A 17370-nucleotide genomic window follows, 5' to 3' on the forward strand; every position below is an offset into this window, starting at 1 on the left:
ATCAAACTCTTCAGTTCAAACATCTTTGGGTTTTTAAGAAACCCTAAACTTGGCTCAGCAATCGTTGGTTACATCTTTGATTTCTCGCGGAGTAACTTGTGATGCTGATAATCTTGTTGACTATCAGCCTGACTCCACAAGCACCCACACGAATTGCTTGATTCAGTTGTTAAAGAGCGGTTGGTTAAGATCTTTCGTCTCAACCGAGGCGCGCATTCTACAGCAGCCTCATTTGCTGTCAAGTGGTTATTTTCAGAAGCTTTCGAGGTTTTCCTCAACAACTTCAACCACTTGCGCTTTCGATCTCTCGTCAGCGGGAGGCGAATTCTACAGCGTTACACGCTGCTGTCAACACCTCTTTTTCAACTTCCTTTTGGCTTCGATGAACTGAAGCAACCTGCTGCCGAAAACTTCGTAACTCATTGTTTACCAAGGAGTTTTCCGTTTCGACTGCGCCGGAAGTGGGGCGAATTATAGACAGATATAATTCGCCGTCAACCGTTACTTTCACATTTCTGTCATATCAGTCAAAAAGCCCCAGAAACACAAAGGCCGGCCCCAAGGGGCCGGCCTTCTGCTCACCCGACCTTACAGGCTAGGAAAGGCGAACTGCGACGCTTCATGGCTTGCACGCTGCGGCCAGCGCTGGGTAATCGCCTTGCGACGGGTATAAAAACGCACCCCGTCCGGCCCATAGGCATGCAAGTCGCCAAACAGCGAACGCTTCCAGCCGCCAAAGCTGTGATAAGCCACCGGCACCGGCAATGGCACGTTAACCCCCACCATGCCCACTTCAATCTCATCGCAGAACAGGCGCGCCGCTTCACCGTCACGGGTGAAGATGCAGGTACCGTTGCCATATTCATGATCGTTGATCAGTTGCATCGCCGCTTCCAGGCTGTTCACCCGGACGACGCACAGCACTGGGCCAAAGATCTCTTCTTTATAGATACGCATCTGGGGCGTCACGCGATCAAACAGGCAGCCACCCAGGAAGAACCCGTCTTCATTCCCGGCAACGCTCAGGCCACGCCCATCGACCACCAGCTCAGCGCCCGAAGACACACCATCTTCTATATAGCCGCTGACCTTGTCCCGCGCCTGCGCAGAAACCAGCGGCCCCATGTCCAGGCCACAGGAAGTACCCGCACCAATCTTCAGCGCCTTGATCTGCGGCACCAGCTTGGCAATCAATGCATCCGCCACCTGATCACCCACACAGACCGCAACCGAGATCGCCATGCAACGCTCGCCGCAGGAACCATAGGCTGCGCCCATCAAGGCACTCACGGCGTTATCCAGGTCCGCATCCGGCATCAGCACCGCGTGGTTCTTCGCCCCGCCCAGCGCCTGTACACGCTTGCCGCGCTTGGTCGCTTCAGAATAGATGTACTCGGCAATAGGCGTAGAGCCGACAAAACTCAAGGCCTTGACCTCAGGCGCTTCGATCAGCGCATCCACCGCGCCCTTGTCACCGTGCACCACACTCAACACGCCCTTAGGCAGGCCGGCTTCCTGGAGCAACTGAGCAATCAGCAGCGTCGAGCTTGGATCGCGTTCCGATGGCTTGAGAATGAAGCAGTTGCCGCAGACGATGGCCAGCGGATACATCCACAGCGGCACCATGGCCGGGAAGTTAAACGGTGTAATCCCCGCCACCACGCCCAGCGGCTGGAAATCAGACCAGGCATCAATGTTCGGGCCGACGTTACGGCTGTACTCGCCCTTGAGAATCTCCGGCGCCGAGCACGCGTACTCGACGTTCTCGATCCCGCGCTTGAGCTCACCGGCAGCATCTTCCAGGGTCTTGCCATGTTCTTCGCTGATCAACTGCGAGATACGGGCTTCGTTCTGCTCCAGCAATTGCTTGAAACGAAACATCACCTGGGCACGCTTGGCCGGCGGCGTATTGCGCCAGGCCGGGAATGCGGCCTTGGCCGAGTCGATGGCCTGTTGAATGGTTTCACGGCTGGCCAATGGCACCTGGTGAATCACCTGGCCGGTAGACGGGTTGTAAACGTCGGCACTGCGACCGCTGTCGTTGACCAGTTCGCCGTTGATCAAATGCTGGATAAGGCTCATGCAAGGCTCCTGAAAAGTTGTCCACAGGCGCGACACGCGTCGCGCCAGGCTGTTGTTCTATATAGAAGGAGAAATCAGTCGATCTTGTTCAGTACTTCGCCGACCGCATCGAACAAGCGATCCAGGTCCTGCGGCTTGCTGTTGAAGGTTGGGCCGAACTGCAAGGTATCGCCGCCAAAGCGCACGTAGAACCCGGCCTTCCACAACGCCATGCCCGCTTCGAATGGGCGCACGATGGCATCCCCATCACGCGGGGCGATCTGGATCGCACCGGCCAGGCCGTAGTTACGGATGTCGATCACGTTCTTGCTGCCCTTGAGACCATGCAGCGCATTCTCAAAGTGCGGCGCGACTTCGGCCACGCTCTGCACCAGGTTTTCTTTCTGCAACAGATCCAAGGCCGCCAGCCCGGCCGCGCAGGCTACCGGGTGAGCCGAGTAGGTGTAGCCGTGTGGGAATTCCACCGCGTACTCAGGCGTCGCCTGGTTCATGAAGGTCTGATAGATCTCGCTGCTGGCAATCACTGCGCCCATCGGAATCGCACCGTTGGTGACCTGCTTGGCGATGCACATCAGGTCCGGCGTCACACCGAAGCTATCCGCACCGAACATCGAGCCGGTACGACCAAAGCCGGTAATCACTTCATCGAACACCAGCAGGATATTGTGCTGGTCACAAATCTCGCGCAGCCGCTTGAGGTAACCCTGCGGCGGTACGAGCACCCCGGCCGAGCCTGCCATCGGCTCAACGAACACCGCCGCGATGTTCGACGCATCATGCAACTCGATCAGCTTGAGCAACTCGTCAGCCAGGGCAATGCCACCCAGCTCCGGCATACCGCGGGAGAAGGCATTGCTCGCCAGCAGCGTGTGAGGCAGGTGATCGACATCCATCATCGCCTGGCCAAAAATCTTACGGTTGCCGTTGACGCCACCCAGGCTGGTACCGGCGATGTTCACCCCGTGATAACCCCGGGCACGCCCGATCATCTTGGTCTTGGTCGCCTGGCCCTTTAGGCGCCAGTACGCACGCACCATCTTCACCGCCGTATCGGCGCACTCGGAACCGGAGTCAGTGAAGAACACATGGTTCAGATTGCCGGGAGTCAGGTCGGTGATCTTTTCTGCCAACTGGAAGGACAGCGGATGGCCGTATTGGAAGCCCGGCGAGTAATCCAGGGTGCCAAGTTGTTTGGCGACGGCTTCCTGGATTTCCTTGCGCGTGTGCCCCGCGCCGCAGGTCCACAGGCCCGATAGCGAGTCATAGACTCGACGCCCCTTGTCATCGATCAACCAACTGCCTTCGGCCCCCACGATCAGGCGCGGGTCGCGCTGGAAGTTACGGTTGGCGGTGTAAGGCATCCAGTGGGCATCCAGCTTCAGCTGGCTGGCCAGGGTGGATGGGGCGTTTTCGGGCATGTTCATCAGCAAAACCTCGCAGGGCAAAAGGCAGCGTCGGGATTGAAAAGCGTTGTTGCAGCTAAATTGCCACGGGGATAAAGTCTAGGAAATGCAACTTTTCTAACCTTCAGTCAGGCCTTTACTAAACTATGAGCAGCCGTCGACCCGACCCGCTGGCCCAAGTGAGCGACTTCGATATCCGCCTGTTGCGCATCTTCCGCAGCGTGGTGGAGTGCGGAGGCTTCTCGGCGGCGGAAACTGTGCTGGGCATTGGTCGTTCTGCCATCAGCCAGCAAATGAGCGATCTCGAACAGCGCCTGGGCCTGCGCCTGTGCCAACGCGGGCGCGCCGGTTTCTCCCTGACGGAAGAAGGCCGGGAGGTCTACCAATCGGCCCTGCAACTATTAAGTGCGCTGGAAAGTTTCCGCACAGAGGTCAACGGCCTGCACCAACACCTGCGCGGCGAACTGATCATCGGCCTGACCGATAACCTGGTGACCCTGCCCCATATGCGCATCACCCATGCATTGGCGCAGTTGAAAGAACGCGGCCCCGACGTGCAAATCCAGATCCGCATGATCGCCCCCAACGAAGTTGAGCAAGGCGTGCTCGACGGGCGCCTGCACGTTGGCGTGGTACCCCAGGCCAGCGCACTATCGGGCCTGGAATACCAACCCCTGTACAGCGAACGTTCGCTGCTCTACTGCGCGGTGGGCCATCCGCTGTTTTACGCCGACGACAAGCAGCTGAACGACCAACGCATCAATAGCCAAGACGCCATCGCGCCAACCTTCCGCCTGCCCGCCGATATCCAGGCCCATTATCAGGCGCTCAACTGCACCGCCAGCGCGTCCGACCGCGAAGGCATGGCCTTCCTGATCCTTACCGGGCGCTATATCGGCTACCTGCCCGATCACTACGCCAGTCTGTGGGTACAACAAGGCCGACTGCGCGCGCTGAAACCGCCTACACGCTTTTACGATTTAAGCCTGGCTTCGGTCACGCGCAAAGGCCGCCGCCCTCATTTGGTGCTGGAAAGCTTCCTCGAAAGCCTGGCCGCGACCCGCTGATACGGGCCCCACACAAAACCTGAGCAAGTGGACAGCTTTTTGCAAGGCACAGGGACCATGAACCGTCAGCCCTGAGTCCACATGCCATGCCACCAGAATCCTCCAGCGCCAGCGACCTGATCTACGGTCTCAACGACCGCCCCAAACCACTGCCCGCCTTGCTCGCGGCGCTGCAACATGTGCTTGCCAGCTTCGTCGGCATTATCACCCCGCCCTTAATCATCGGTTCGACCCTGGGCCTGGCCGCACACCTGCCTTACCTGATCAGCATGGCGTTGATGGTCTCCGGCGTCGGCACCTTCATCCAGGCGCGCAGGCCGTTTGGAATTGGCGCGGGGATGATCTGCCTGCAAGGCACCAGCTTTGCCTTTCTCGGCGCAGTCTTGTCCGCGGGTTTCCTGGTCAAGCAGCGCGGCGGCAGCCCGGAAGACATCCTGGCGATGATTTTCGGCGTGTGCTTTTTCGGCGCGCTGGTGCAGATTGTGCTGAGCCGTTTTATCGGCCAGTTGCGCCGGGTCATCACGCCGCTGGTGACCGGCATTGTGATTACCCTGATTGGCATCAGCCTGATCAAAGTGGGCATCACCGACCTGGGCGGCGGCTTCAATGCCCCGGACTTTGGCGCGCCGACCAACCTGGCCCTGGGCCTGTTCGTGGTGCTGACGATTATCCTGCTCAACCGTTCGGATACGCCCTGGGTACGCCTTAGCGCGATCATCATCGGCCTGCTGCTGGGCAGCCTCGCTGCATGGTTCAGCGGCAAACTGGTACCCCAGCCCCTGCCCGACCTGCCCTTGATCAGCCTGCCGACGCCGTTCCGTTTTGGTTTCAACTTCGACTGGAGCGCCTTCCTGCCGGTCGCGCTGATTTATCTGATCAGTAGCATCGAAACCGTCGGCGACCTCACCGCCAACTGCATGATCGCCCGCCAGCCCATCAGCGGCCCCTCCTATATAAGCCGGCTCAAGGGCGGCGTGCTCGGGGATGGCGTCAGCTGCATGATCGCCGCCACCTTCAGCGCCTTTCCCAACACCACCTTCGCCCAGAACAACGGGGTGATTCAGTTGACCGGCGTCGCCAGCCGCTATGTGGGGCTGTACATCGGCGTGGTACTGTTTTGTCTCGGGCTGTTTCCGCTGATTGGCGCGGTACTGCAGCAAATCCCCAAGCCGGTGCTCGGCGGCGCGACCCTGGTGATGTTCGGCAGTGTGGCCGCCGCCGGCGTGCGCATCCTGGCCCAGGCCCCGCTGGACCGACGCAGCATGCTGATCATCGCCACCTCGTTTGGGGTCGGCCTGGGCATCGCCGCGCAACCGAATTTGTTGCACCTGATGCCAACCCTGGTGCAAAACCTGTTCGACTCGGCCATCACCAGCGGCGGGCTGACCGCAATCGTGCTGTGCCTGATCCTGCCGGAATCCAAGGCCGAAACGCGCGCCGTAAATCCACTCGTGGAAAACGACACACTGGAACCGCTTTGACGCTTTTATCGTATCGGGACTTGTCTGAGGCTTGAGGGTGGGTTATCTGTGCAGCAATCGCATTCATCGATCTGCACGGAAACCTCCATGAGCCTCGAAGTTCCTGCCCACAACAGCCACGCCGGAAAACCCGCCAGCCGCATTCGACAAAAGAACGAACAAGCGATCATCCAGGCCGCCGAAGACGAATTCGCCCGGCACGGCTACAAAGGCACCAGCATGAACACCATCGCTGCGAGTGCCGGGCTGCCGAAGGCCAACCTGCATTATTACTTCACCAATAAGCTGGGGCTGTACATCGCGGTACTGAGCAACATCCTCGAATTGTGGGACAGCACCTTCAACACCCTGACCGCCGAGGATGATCCCGCCGAGGCGCTGACCCGCTATATCCGCACCAAGATGGAGTACTCGCGACGCCAACCACAGGCCTCGCGGATCTTTGCCATGGAGATCATTAGCGGCGGCGAATGCCTTACCGAATATTTCAGCCAGGACTACCGCACCTGGTTCAGCGGCCGGGCCGCGGTATTCCAGGCCTGGATCGATGCCGGCAAGATGGACCCCGTGGATCCGGTACACTTGATCTTCCTGCTGTGGGGCAGCACCCAGCATTACGCCGACTTTGCCACCCAGATCTGCCGTGTGACCGGTCGCACCAAGCTGACCAAACAGGACATGGACGACGCCGGCAGCAACCTTATCCACATTATTCTCAAGGGCTGTGGCATCAAGCCAGCCCTCTGAACGAAGCGATCCAATGCCTTTCACCCTTACGGGCTTTTGCGAATTTCGCGAAGAAATCCGCAAAAGCCGCTTCATCACCTACGCCGCGCCAATTACCAGCCCGCAAGACGCCCAGGCGTTTATCGAGCAGCACAGCGATCTCAACGCCACGCACAATTGCTGGGCCTGGAAACTGGGCGCCCAATACCGCAGCAACGACGACGGCGAACCCGGCGGCACTGCCGGGCGGCCGATCCTGGCCGCCATCGAGGCCCAGGGTTTTGACCAGGTCGTGGTGCTGGTGGTGCGCTGGTATGGCGGCATCCAACTGGGCACCGGTGGCCTGGCCCGCGCGTATGGCGGCGGCGCGAACAAATGCCTGCAAAACGCCGAGCGGGTCGAACTGATCAGCCGCGTGGCCTTGAGCTGTGCCTGTGGTTTCGCTGAGTTGCCGCTGGTAAAGCTGCGTGTCGCCGAATTGGACGGCCTGGTACTGGAAGAAACCTTCACCGCCAACGGCGTGGAACTGCAACTGGCACTCGGCGAAGCCCATATCGACACCCTGCAATCGCAGTTGGCCGACCTGAGCCGTGGGCGAATCCTGCTGCAACGTTGAACCTGATAATGTTGCTCACTGAACCTCGACGCCAAAGGAAGCCTTCATGTCTACGCCAAAAACCGCATTGATCATCGGCGCCTCGCGCGGGCTGGGCCTTGGCCTGGTCAAGCAATTGCTCCTGGACGGCTGGGATGTGACCGCCACCGTGCGCGATCCGAGCAAGGCCGATGCCCTGAAAGCCGTGGGCCCGGTCCAGATCGAGAAACTCGACATGGACGACCAGCAGGCCGTGATCACTCTGAGCCAACGCCTCAAGGACCGCACCTTCGACCTGCTGTTCGTCAACGCCGGCGTCAAGGGCCCGGCCATCCAGACCCCAGGCCACGCGACCCAGGCCGAAGTCGGCCAACTGTTTTTCACCAACGCCGTGGCGCCCATCAACCTGGCCCAACGCTTTGCCCCGCAGATTCGCCAGGGCAGCGGCGTACTGGCATTCATGAGTTCGGTACTGGGCAGCGTAACCATGCCCGATGCGCCAGACCTTGCGCTGTACAAGGCCAGCAAGGCCGCACTGAACTCCATGACCAACAGCTTCGTGACGCAACTGGGCGAGCAGAAACTGACGGTGTTGTCGCTGCACCCGGGCTGGGTCAAGACCGATATGGGCGGCGAAGGCGCCGACCTGGACGTGGAGACCAGCGTGCGCGGCCTGATTGCCCAAGTGAACGCCTACACCGGCAAGGGCGGCCATCACTTCGTCAACTACAAGGGCCAGACCATTCCCTGGTAAGACTGTATCGATGTTGTGGCGAGCGGGCTTGCCCCGCGCTGGGCTGCGTAGCAGCCCTGAAACCTGGCGCCGAGGTGTGTCTGAAAAAATACGGTGAGCTTATTGGGGCTGCTGCGCAGCCCAGCGCGGGCGATGCGGCGTTCCGACAAGCCCGCTCGCCACGACAAACTCCCTCGCCACAGCCACCACCACCGATGAGCGGTGGATAGACCCCACCGCTCACTCCACGTAGACTTCCCACCTCGCCCTTACCGGCGACCCTGGATCAGCAGACAGGGCAACACTGAGCTGGCAAACCTGAACCCATCATTCAGAGGAGCCGGCCAATGCCTGCGACCCGTATCTGGTTAAAAAACCCTCTCGCGATCTTCACCGCCAATGCCCTCGATGCCCGTGGCGGCCTGGTGCTGCAAGACGGTGTGATCGTCGAAGTGCTCGCCCTTGGCCAACAACCGAGCATGGCCTGCGAACAAACCTTCGACGCCCGCGAGCATGTGATCCTTCCCGGCCTGATCAACACCCACCATCACTTCTACCAAACCCTGACCCGCGCCTGGGGGCCGGTGGTCAACCAACCGTTGTTCCCCTGGCTGAAAACCCTGTACCCGGTGTGGGCGCGCCTGACCCCGGAAAAACTCGCGCTGGCCAGCAAGGTCGCCCTGGCAGAATTACTGCTCTCGGGCTGCACCACCGCCGCCGACCATCACTACCTGTTCCCCGACGGCCTGGAAAATGCGATCGACGTGCAAGTCGATAGCGTGCGCGAACTGGGCATGCGCGCCATGCTCACGCGCGGTTCCATGAGCCTGGGCGAAGCCGACGGCGGGCTGCCGCCGCAGCAGACCGTGCAGCAGGGTGAAGTGATCCTCGAAGACAGCCAGCGCCTGATCAAGCGCTACCACGAGCGCGGCGACGGCGCGCAAATCCAGATCGCCCTGGCGCCCTGCTCACCGTTCTCGGTCACCCCCGAAATCATGAGCGCCAGCGCCGAACTGGCCAACCAGCTCGACGTGCGCCTGCACACCCACCTGGCCGAAACCCTCGACGAAGAAGACTTCTGCCTGCAACGTTTCGGGCTGCGCACCGTGGACTACCTCGACAGCGTCGGCTGGCTCGGCCCACGTACCTGGCTGGCCCATGGCATTCACTTCAACCCCGATGAAATTGCGCGCCTGGGCGCGGCCGGCACCGGGATTTGCCACTGCCCAAGCTCCAACATGCGCCTGGCCTCCGGCATCTGCCCGACCCTGGACCTGATCGCCGCCGGCGCGCCGATTGGCCTGGGCGTGGACGGTTCGGCCTCCAACGATGCGTCCAATATGATTCTCGAAGCCCGCCAGGCCCTGTATATCCAGCGCCTGCGCTACGGTGCAGAAAAAATCACCCCTGAAGGCGTGCTGGGCTGGGCCACCAAAGGCTCTGCGCAACTGCTCGGCCGTAGCGATATCGGCGAGTTGGCCGTAGGTAAACAGGCCGACCTGGCGCTGTTCAAGCTCGATGAGCTGCGCTTCTCCGGCAGCCACGACCCGATTTCGGCGCTGCTGTTGTGCGGCGCCGACCGCGCGGATCGAGTGATGGTGGGCGGCAAGTGGCGGGTGATCGACGGGCAAATCGAGGGCATGGACCTCAAGGGCCTGATCGCCGATCACAGCCAGGCGGCGCGGCAGTTGATCGCCGGCTAACTACACACCCAGCAGCGACAACATGATAAACGTCGCAAACAGCACAAAATGGGTCATCCCTTCGATGGCGTTGGTTTCGCCATCGTTGAGGTTGATCGCGCTGACAATCAGCGTGATAAACACCATCACTGTTTGTACCGGCGTCATCGCCATCTGAAACGGCTGGCCGGTGTACAACGCCATGGCTTCCATCACCGGCACAGTCAGAATCACCGTCGACAACGAAGCCCCCAGCGCGATGTTGACCACCGACTGCATGCGGTTGGCCAACGCTGCGCGCAAGGCGGTCAGAATTTCCGGCGCAGCAGAAATCGCCGCCACCAGGATCGCCGTGATCACCGGCGGCGCACCCGTGCCCTCCAGGCCGAGGTCCAGGGTCTTGGACATCACCTCGGCCAATGCGCCAATCACCACCACGCCAAACACCAGGGTTGCGATGGAAAATGTCAGGTTGACCGGCGAAGCCTGTTCTTGCGGCAGCGTCTTGCGACGTTTTTCCGGATAGCTGTAGCTGAAGAAGTAACTGTGCGGCCCGACCTGCATACGCAGGAACAGGGCATACAGCACCACCATCGCGCCGATGGTGAAGGCCGAGTAGATTTTCCAGTCAGCCTCGGGGATAAATTCCGGTACCACCATGGAAACGCCCATGGCCGTGAGGATCATCACGCTGTAGGTCCGAGCCGAATCATCGTTGTAGGACTGCTCGCCATGCTTGATGCCGCCCATCAGCGCGGCCAGGCCGAGGATGCCGTTGATATCCAGCATCACCGCTGAGTAAATCGTGTCGCGCACCAGGGTCGGCGATGCCTCGTTGCTCATCATGATCGCCAGGATCACCACTTCCACTAGCACCGCCGCGAGGGTCAGGATCATGGTGCCGTAGGGGTCGCCAACTTTTTCGGCGAGCAGTTCGGCGTGATGGGCCACGCGCATCGAAGCCATGACAATAAAGCCGATCAGCACCAGGCCACCGAGCAGCGCCATGGCCTGCCCACTGTGCAGCAGCCAGTGTTCCAGCGGGTAGGCCGCGATGGCGGCGATCAGCGCCAGCCACATGAATTTTTCTTGCTTGAGGGATGTGAGCATTGCAGGCCTTTTCGAGCGGCGATTCAGTCGTTGATGGGGTACAGACTGCAGCGAATCGCTAACGTTTCGTTACACCTTAGTTCATTCACCCATTGCCGCAGGCACGAAGAATGCTTACCGCTCAGTCAGGTTTTACCGATTATTTGCGCCCTGGCCTGTAGAATGCCGCCATTGCACCTGATGAGAACGCACACATGTACGACTGGCTCAATGCCCTGCCCAAGGCCGAACTGCACCTGCACCTGGAGGGTTCGCTAGAGCCCGAGCTGCTGTTCAGCCTGGCCGAACGCAACAAGATCGCGCTGCCGTGGAACGACGTCGAGGCCCTGCGCAAGGCCTACGCCTTCAACAACCTGCAGGAGTTTCTCGACCTTTATTACAAGGGTGCCGATGTATTGCGCACGTCCCAGGACTTCTACGACCTGACCTGGGCCTACCTGCTGCGTTGCAAGGCGCAGAACGTGATTCATACCGAGCCGTTCTTCGACCCGCAGACCCACACCGACCGTGGTATTCCTTTTGAAGTGGTACTCAACGGCATCGCCAGCGCGCTCAAAGATGGCGAGCAGCAACTGGGTATCACCAGCGGCCTGATCCTCAGCTTCCTGCGTCACCTGAGCGAAGAACAAGCGCAAAAAACCCTCGACCAGGCGCTGCCGTTCCGTGATGCGTTTGTCGCCGTTGGCCTGGACAGCTCGGAAATGGGCCACCCACCGAGCAAGTTCCAGCGCGTGTTCGATCGCGCCCGTGACGAAGGTTTCCTGACCGTCGCCCATGCTGGCGAAGAAGGCCCACCGGAATACATCTGGGAAGCCCTCGACCTGCTGAAAATCCAGCGTATCGACCATGGCGTGCGCGCCATCGAAGACGAGCGCCTGATGCAGCGGATCATCGACGAGCAAATCCCCCTGACCGTGTGCCCGCTGTCCAATACCAAGCTGTGTGTGTTCGACGACATGGCCCAGCACAACATCCTCGAGATGCTGGAGCGTGGAGTGAAGGTCACAGTGAACTCGGATGACCCGGCTTACTTTGGCGGTTATGTCACCGAAAACTTCCACGCGCTGCACACCTCCCTGGGCATGACCCAGGACCAGGCTCGCCGCCTGGCGCAAAACAGTCTGGATGCACGCCTGGTCAAGCCCTGACCACTCCCTGTAGGAGCGAGCTTGCTCGCGAAGGACGCCAACGATAAAGCGTGCATCCTGGATGAACGCGGCGCCTTTGTGTTGTTCGTGGGCAAGCCGGCGCCTACACAGCCGCCATCCGGGCAATTTCCAGGCGCCCGGTCTCGGTGACCTGCAGTGCGCTCGACTCATGGTTGGTCTTCAACCAGCGCGACTGCATGAACAACTGCAACAAGCCCGCCCCCAACGCTCCACCCAGGTGCGGCTGCTGCTCGCTCCAGTCATGACAATCGCAAGCCATCGTCGAGTAACCCTGATGGGCCAGGGCTTGGGTAAAGATGCCATGCTCGGCCAAATGGCGTGCGCCCAAGGGTGTCACGTGGATCCGCTGTTCGACGCGTTCAATCCACTTCGCCAACACCATGCGTTGATAGAGTGCCGCCGCCATTTGCCCGCCCAGATGGTCATGGCAGAGCCGTGCCTGACGCAACAACGCCGGCGCCAGCAATGCCGCGGGCCGGCTGGGTGCACTGCGCGCCATACTGGCCATTGTGGTACTGGCCAACGCATCGACTGCCGCGCCCACATCCGCCGCTGCCATACGGAAGAAGCGCTTGCGCCCACGGGCTTCAATGCGCAGCAATCCACCCGCCGCCAACCGCGCCAAATGCGCATTGGCCGATGACGCTGACAACCCGGCCAGCATCGCCAGTTCCTCGGACGGCTTGGCCGAACCGTCCATCAACGCCCAGATCATTGCCGTGCGTTTGGGGTCTGCCAGCAAGGTGGCGATCTGGCTAATGCAAGGTGCCTGTTCCATGTACTCACTCCCTGTTGAATCGTTGGTTTGCTCCATTTCGCGCAAAAGTATAAGTGTGTGGGCAGCAGATTCCGTGGCGCCTTACCGTCAAATCAGCGACAGCAACTGCCTGAAATTTCCTGAAATCCCTGAGGTTATTGTGTAGTCCCCATGCGTTCGGGCAGTTGCGCGCTCAACTTCCCACAACGTGCCACGAGCATTTCACGCAAGAGGTTGACCGGTTTGCTCAATTGCGCGCGATGGGCGCACAGCAGATTGAGCGGTGTGCGTTCACCCTGCAGCTCGGGCAAGAGCAACTGCAGGCGGCCAGCCAGCACATCGGCGCTGACATCCAGCCAGGATTTGTAGGCAATGCCCACCCCGGCCACGGCCCAGCGCCGCACCACATCGGCATCGTCACTGAAACGGTCACCGCTGACGGTCAGGCTGATTTCCCGTTTGGCATCCTGAAAGCGCCAATGGTCGTGCACCCGGCTGCCGAGCATATACAGCAGGCAATTGTGCTGGGCCAACTCCTCCAGATGGCGCGGCTCGCCATGCCGGGCCAGGTAGCTGGGAGCTGCGCACAACACCCGGCGATTGTCCGGCGCCACCGGCAAGGCCACCAGGCTCGAATCCTCGGGTTCACCGTAGCGCAGGGCTATGTCCACCGGTTGGCGGAACAGATCGGCGATCCGGTCGCCCAGCAGCAGGCGCACGCTCAATTGCGGGTGCTCGCGCTGAAACTCGTCCAGCCACGGCAGCAACAGGTTACGTCCGAAGTCCGAAGGCGCCGACAGCTGCAGGACGCCGCTGACATGATCCTGGCCGCTAGCCAGCAGGCGCCGGCCTTCATCCAGTTGGCTCAAGGCACCCCGGGCGTACTGCAAAAAGCCTTCGCCCTCGGCGGTCAGGCGCAGGCTGCGAGTGGAACGAGCCAGCAAGCGTGCTCCCAACTGTTGCTCAATGCGTTTCAACGCAGCACTGGCCACCGCCGCCGACATATCCATGACCCGTGCGGCAGCCGACAAGCTCCCCAAATCCGCCGCACGCACGAACAACTGCAAATCATCAAAACGCAGCATGAGCACCGCCCCGCGCAATTATCAAAAATATATTGAAAGAGACTGCTCTTTTAGCGGGTTTTATCTGCAAGAGAAATAGCCAATGATCTGCCTATCTCATTCCGTACCCTCTGGAACTCGCCATGAAAGCCATCGCCTACTACGCCGCATTGCCGATCAACGACCCCAAGTCCCTGCAAGATGTGCAACTGCCTGAGCCGGTGGCCGGCCCGCGCGACCTCCTGGTGGAGGTCAAAGCTATCTCGGTCAACCCGGTCGATACCAAGATTCGCCAGAACGTCGCTCCGGAAAACGGCGCGGCCAAGGTGTTGGGCTGGGACGTGGCTGGCGTGGTCAAGGCCGTGGGCAGTGACGTCACCTTATTCAAGGCTGGCGACAAGGTGTTTTACGCAGGTTCCCTGACACGCCCGGGCGGCAACAGCGAGCTGCACACCGTGGATGAGCGCATCGTCGGCCATATGCCCAAGAGCCTGGGTTTTGCCGAAGCGGCCGCCCTGCCGTTGACCGCCATTACCGCCTGGGAGCTGCTGTTCGAGCGCCTGCAAATAGCTGAAGGCCAGACCGATCAAGGCCAGAGCCTGTTGATCGTCGGCGCGGCCGGTGGCGTAGGGTCGATCCTTACCCAACTGGCTGCGCAACTCACCGCGCTCAAGGTGATCGGCAGCGCCTCGCGCCCGCAAACCCAGGCCTGGGCCAAAGACCTGGGGGCTGATCTGGTGGTCGACCACAGCCAGCCACTGAGCGAAGAGCTCAAGCGCGTGGGCCACCCACAGGTGACCCATGTCGCCAGCCTGACCCAGACCGACCAGCATCTGGACCAGTTGGTCGAAGCCCTCGTGCCCCAAGGCAAACTGGCCTTGATCGATGATCCCAAGTCGCTGGACGTGCTCAAGCTCAAGCGCAAGAGCCTGTCGCTGCACTGGGAGTTCATGTACACCCGCTCGATGTTCGAGACCGCCGACATGATCGAGCAGCACAACCTGCTCAATCGTGTGGCCGAGCTGATCGACGCCGGCACTCTGAAAACCACGGTGGGCGAACACTTCGGCGTGATCAACGCAGAGAACCTGCGCCGGGCCCATGCCTTGCTGGAAAGCGGCAAGGCCAAGGGCAAGATCGTGCTGGAAGGCTTCTAAGCCCAAGGCTCTGTCAGTGTCGTCTGTTATCACTGTAGGTAACAGACGGCACCGCTAGTCAGAGACTTGATCCTTGTCATATTTGTGAGCGTATTCGGGTTTATATTGGCCGCCTTTGCCACGCAATCTTTTACGTGAGGAAGTCAGCAATGAAGATCCTGATAAAAGCGTTAGCAAAATCCCAAGGCAACAAATGGCAGGTCCGCCTGGACCACGACGCCTTTACCTTCCGCACTGAAGCCGAGGCCCGCGCCTTCGCCAACACTCTGCAAAACCGCATCCAGGCGCCCCACCGCTTTCCCGAAAGCCAGCAGCGCGCTACTGGCTGAAACGCCGTCAGACCTGCGCTTGCAAGGCTCGCTGTCGTTGCAGGCGCTGGGTCAACATGGCCACCACTACCGCCAACACCCCGCACAAGCTGATGACGATCGACATCGGCATGGCCGTGCCGTCATGCAATGCACCAACCAACGATGCCGCACCCGCGGCCACACCAAACTGGATGCAGCCCAGCAGTGCCGACGCGCTACCGGCCCGTGCGCCCTGGCCGTTCATGGCGCAAGCCGAGGTATTGGGCATGATGCAGCCCAGGCTGGCGATACACAGGAACAGCGGCACCAGCAGCGGCCACAACGCTTCGGTATGCAAGGCACTGACCGCCAGCAACGCCAGCGCCGCCGCGAGGTAGACCCATACCGTGCGGGTCAGCAGAAACGCCGGGCCGCGCTTGGACAGCAGCCGCGCGTTGACCTGAGCCACAAGGATAAAGCCCGCGGCATTGGTGCCGAACAGCCAACCATAGTGCTCGGCCGGCACGCCGTAGAGCTTGATAAACACGAAAGGTGAACCGGCGATGTAGGCAAACATCCCGCCAATCGCGATGCCGCCGGTCACGGCATACCCCAGGTATACCCGGTCAGCCAGCAGACGCCCGTATTGGCGCAACGCCCCGGACAATGGCTGCCGAGGCTGATGGGCCGGGAAACTCTCCGGCAACCCGACCGCCACCGCCACTGCGGCGCCGACGCTGAATACGGTCAACGCGAGGAAAATCGACTGCCAGCCCCACAGGCTGACCATCACCCCACCGAGCATCGGCGCCAGGATCGGTGCCAGCCCGACCACCAGCATCAATTGCGAAAAGACCTTGGCCGAGCCCACCGCATCGCATTTGTCGCTGACCACCGCCCGGGAAATCACCATGCCCGCACACCCGCCCAGGGCCTGGACGAAACGCGCACCGATCAGCCATTCCAGGGACGGCGCATAGGCGCACGCCAGGGAAGCCACGGTGAACAGGGTGACACCGCTCAACAGCGGGATGCGCCGGCCAAAACGATCCGCCAGCGGCCCATAGATCAACTGGCCGATCGCAAGGCCGGTGAAGTACACCGCCAGGGTCAGTTGGATATGTTTTTCGTCAGTGCCGAATGCTACGGCCATGGCCGGGAAGCCCGGCAGGTAAAAGTCGATGGCCAGCGGCGCAAATGCGCTCAAGGCCCCCAGAATAAGGATTATGCGAAGGTTCATCAGGCACCCGGAAGAGTCGGCAGCCCGACAGTCTAGCCGCGCTTGGGTGCCTTGAACATTACGTTAGCTCGCTACCTATTAAATAATCAGGCGAGCTTGGCGCTGTAGCCTTCTTCGCTGATCAGGCTGATCACTTCGTCCGGCGATAAACGACTTTCAACGCCGACTTCCTTGGCGGCCAGATTCACATTCACACTGGCCGCCGGGTCCTTGGCTTGTACCGCTTGGGTCACGGCCCGAACACAGTGGCCGCAGGTCATTCCTTCAACGCTGAATACTTGCATGACATGACTCCTTGAGTGAGGTTGTGCTCAGTCTCATCCTTGCCACGATGGCAAGGTCAAGCGCTGAAAACAAGCGCCGGGCTGGTATTCCCTGGCGACGTCCGCCAAGCTGCAAGCATTCACGATTTGAAACCGGAGACTTCACCATGCGCTGGTCGTTTTTTGGCCTTGTCAGCCTGCTGAGCCTATTCGCCGCCGTCCCCCAGGCCAGCGCCGCCGAGGACTATGCGGTGCTGATCATTTCCAGGGAGCGCCTGGAAGTACCTACCAATTGCGAGATTGGCCTGTACATCAATGACCAGTTGGCCGGGCGGCTGTTCCAGGAGCAGTCCACCTCGTTCAACTTCCCCGAAGGCCGGGTCTCGCTGCGTCTCAAGCTGCTGCCGGGCCAGGCTGCAGGCTGCCTGCCGGGGCTGCTGGCGCCCAAGGCCCAAGAGATCACGCTGAAAAACGGCGACGTGCGCAAGTTGCGCATTGCCCAGGGCGCGGACGGCATGTACCTCAAGGCCGCCAAGCTCGGCTACTGACCG

Annotated in this window: 17 protein-coding genes; 10 read left to right on the forward strand and 7 right to left on the reverse strand. The window is 60.7% G+C overall.

Going from position 1 to position 17370, the window contains the following annotated elements:
- Window positions 1-588: 588 nt before the first annotated feature.
- Both HBO09_RS26635 and HBO09_RS26640 read right to left on the reverse strand, forming a co-directional pair.
- The gene (locus HBO09_RS26635) at window positions 589-2082 is read right to left on the reverse strand and encodes a CoA-acylating methylmalonate-semialdehyde dehydrogenase (RefSeq protein ID WP_169999250.1); all 1494 of its coding nucleotides are present in this window, start codon (window positions 2080-2082) and stop codon (window positions 589-591) included.
- A 74-nt stretch (window positions 2083-2156) separates the two neighbouring features.
- On the reverse strand, window positions 2157-3506 hold the full coding sequence (locus tag HBO09_RS26640; protein WP_029297539.1) for an aspartate aminotransferase family protein: 1350 nt from the start codon (window positions 3504-3506) through the stop codon (window positions 2157-2159).
- Window positions 3507-3631: 125 nt separating this feature from the next.
- Here HBO09_RS26640 and HBO09_RS26645 point away from each other — a divergent pair, with 125 nt between their 5' ends.
- The 6 genes from HBO09_RS26645 to HBO09_RS26670 all read left to right on the forward strand — a co-directional run bounded on the left by HBO09_RS26645 (window position 3632) and on the right by HBO09_RS26670 (window position 9790).
- Entirely contained in the window at window positions 3632-4552 is a 921-nt protein-coding gene (locus HBO09_RS26645) for a LysR family transcriptional regulator (protein WP_169999251.1), read from the forward strand.
- 86 nt (window positions 4553-4638) lie between these two features.
- Window positions 4639-6033: a nucleobase:cation symporter-2 family protein gene (locus HBO09_RS26650; protein ID WP_169999252.1), complete on the forward strand. Its 1395-nt coding sequence runs from the start codon at window positions 4639-4641 to the stop codon at window positions 6031-6033.
- An 87-nt stretch (window positions 6034-6120) separates the two neighbouring features.
- Window positions 6121-6780 (forward strand): TetR/AcrR family transcriptional regulator, encoded by a 660-nt coding sequence (locus HBO09_RS26655; RefSeq protein ID WP_169999253.1) that lies wholly within the window; start codon window positions 6121-6123, stop codon window positions 6778-6780.
- A gap of 13 nt (window positions 6781-6793) precedes the next feature.
- Window positions 6794-7375: a YigZ family protein gene (locus HBO09_RS26660; RefSeq protein ID WP_169999254.1), complete on the forward strand. Its 582-nt coding sequence runs from the start codon at window positions 6794-6796 to the stop codon at window positions 7373-7375.
- Window positions 7376-7421: 46 nt separating this feature from the next.
- Window positions 7422-8108, forward strand: a complete 687-nt coding sequence (locus HBO09_RS26665; RefSeq protein ID WP_169999255.1) for an SDR family oxidoreductase — start codon at window positions 7422-7424, stop codon at window positions 8106-8108.
- A 326-nt stretch (window positions 8109-8434) separates the two neighbouring features.
- The gene (locus tag HBO09_RS26670) at window positions 8435-9790 is read left to right on the forward strand and encodes an 8-oxoguanine deaminase (RefSeq protein WP_169999256.1); all 1356 of its coding nucleotides are present in this window, start codon (window positions 8435-8437) and stop codon (window positions 9788-9790) included.
- On the opposite strand, the gene HBO09_RS26675 is transcribed toward HBO09_RS26670, so the two are convergent.
- Window positions 9791-10879 (reverse strand): calcium:proton antiporter, encoded by a 1089-nt coding sequence (locus tag HBO09_RS26675; RefSeq protein WP_169999257.1) that lies wholly within the window; start codon window positions 10877-10879, stop codon window positions 9791-9793.
- 194 nt (window positions 10880-11073) lie between these two features.
- On the opposite strand from HBO09_RS26675, the gene HBO09_RS26680 reads away from it, so the two are divergent.
- Entirely contained in the window at window positions 11074-12027 is a 954-nt protein-coding gene (locus HBO09_RS26680; RefSeq protein ID WP_169999258.1) for an adenosine deaminase, read from the forward strand.
- 103 nt (window positions 12028-12130) lie between these two features.
- On the opposite strand, the gene HBO09_RS26685 is transcribed toward HBO09_RS26680, so the two are convergent.
- Entirely contained in the window at window positions 12131-12826 is a 696-nt protein-coding gene (locus HBO09_RS26685) for a helix-turn-helix transcriptional regulator (RefSeq protein ID WP_169999259.1), read from the reverse strand.
- A 134-nt stretch (window positions 12827-12960) separates the two neighbouring features.
- On the reverse strand, window positions 12961-13890 hold the full coding sequence (locus HBO09_RS26690) for a LysR family transcriptional regulator (RefSeq protein WP_169999260.1): 930 nt from the start codon (window positions 13888-13890) through the stop codon (window positions 12961-12963).
- A 122-nt stretch (window positions 13891-14012) separates the two neighbouring features.
- Between HBO09_RS26690 and HBO09_RS26695 the strand changes: the two genes are divergently transcribed.
- Window positions 14013-15026: a zinc-binding alcohol dehydrogenase family protein gene (locus tag HBO09_RS26695; protein WP_169999261.1), complete on the forward strand. Its 1014-nt coding sequence runs from the start codon at window positions 14013-14015 to the stop codon at window positions 15024-15026.
- Window positions 15027-15175: 149 nt separating this feature from the next.
- On the forward strand, window positions 15176-15355 hold the full coding sequence (locus HBO09_RS26700; protein ID WP_029297561.1) for a hypothetical protein: 180 nt from the start codon (window positions 15176-15178) through the stop codon (window positions 15353-15355).
- A gap of 7 nt (window positions 15356-15362) precedes the next feature.
- Here HBO09_RS26700 and HBO09_RS26705 read toward each other — a convergent pair whose 3' ends face one another.
- The gene (locus HBO09_RS26705; protein ID WP_169999262.1) at window positions 15363-16556 is read right to left on the reverse strand and encodes a multidrug effflux MFS transporter; all 1194 of its coding nucleotides are present in this window, start codon (window positions 16554-16556) and stop codon (window positions 15363-15365) included.
- A gap of 86 nt (window positions 16557-16642) precedes the next feature.
- On the reverse strand, window positions 16643-16840 hold the full coding sequence (locus HBO09_RS26710) for a cation transporter (protein ID WP_169999263.1): 198 nt from the start codon (window positions 16838-16840) through the stop codon (window positions 16643-16645).
- Between the two features lie 146 nt (window positions 16841-16986).
- On the opposite strand from HBO09_RS26710, the gene HBO09_RS26715 reads away from it, so the two are divergent.
- Complete coding sequence (locus tag HBO09_RS26715; protein WP_169999264.1) at window positions 16987-17367, forward strand: hypothetical protein; 381 nt, start codon at window positions 16987-16989, stop codon at window positions 17365-17367.
- The last annotated feature ends 3 nt before the right edge of the window (window positions 17368-17370 follow it).

The sequence above is a fragment of the Pseudomonas sp. WS 5027 genome (genome assembly GCF_012985695.1).
Lineage (GTDB): Bacteria > Pseudomonadota > Gammaproteobacteria > Pseudomonadales > Pseudomonadaceae > Aquipseudomonas > Aquipseudomonas hygromyciniae.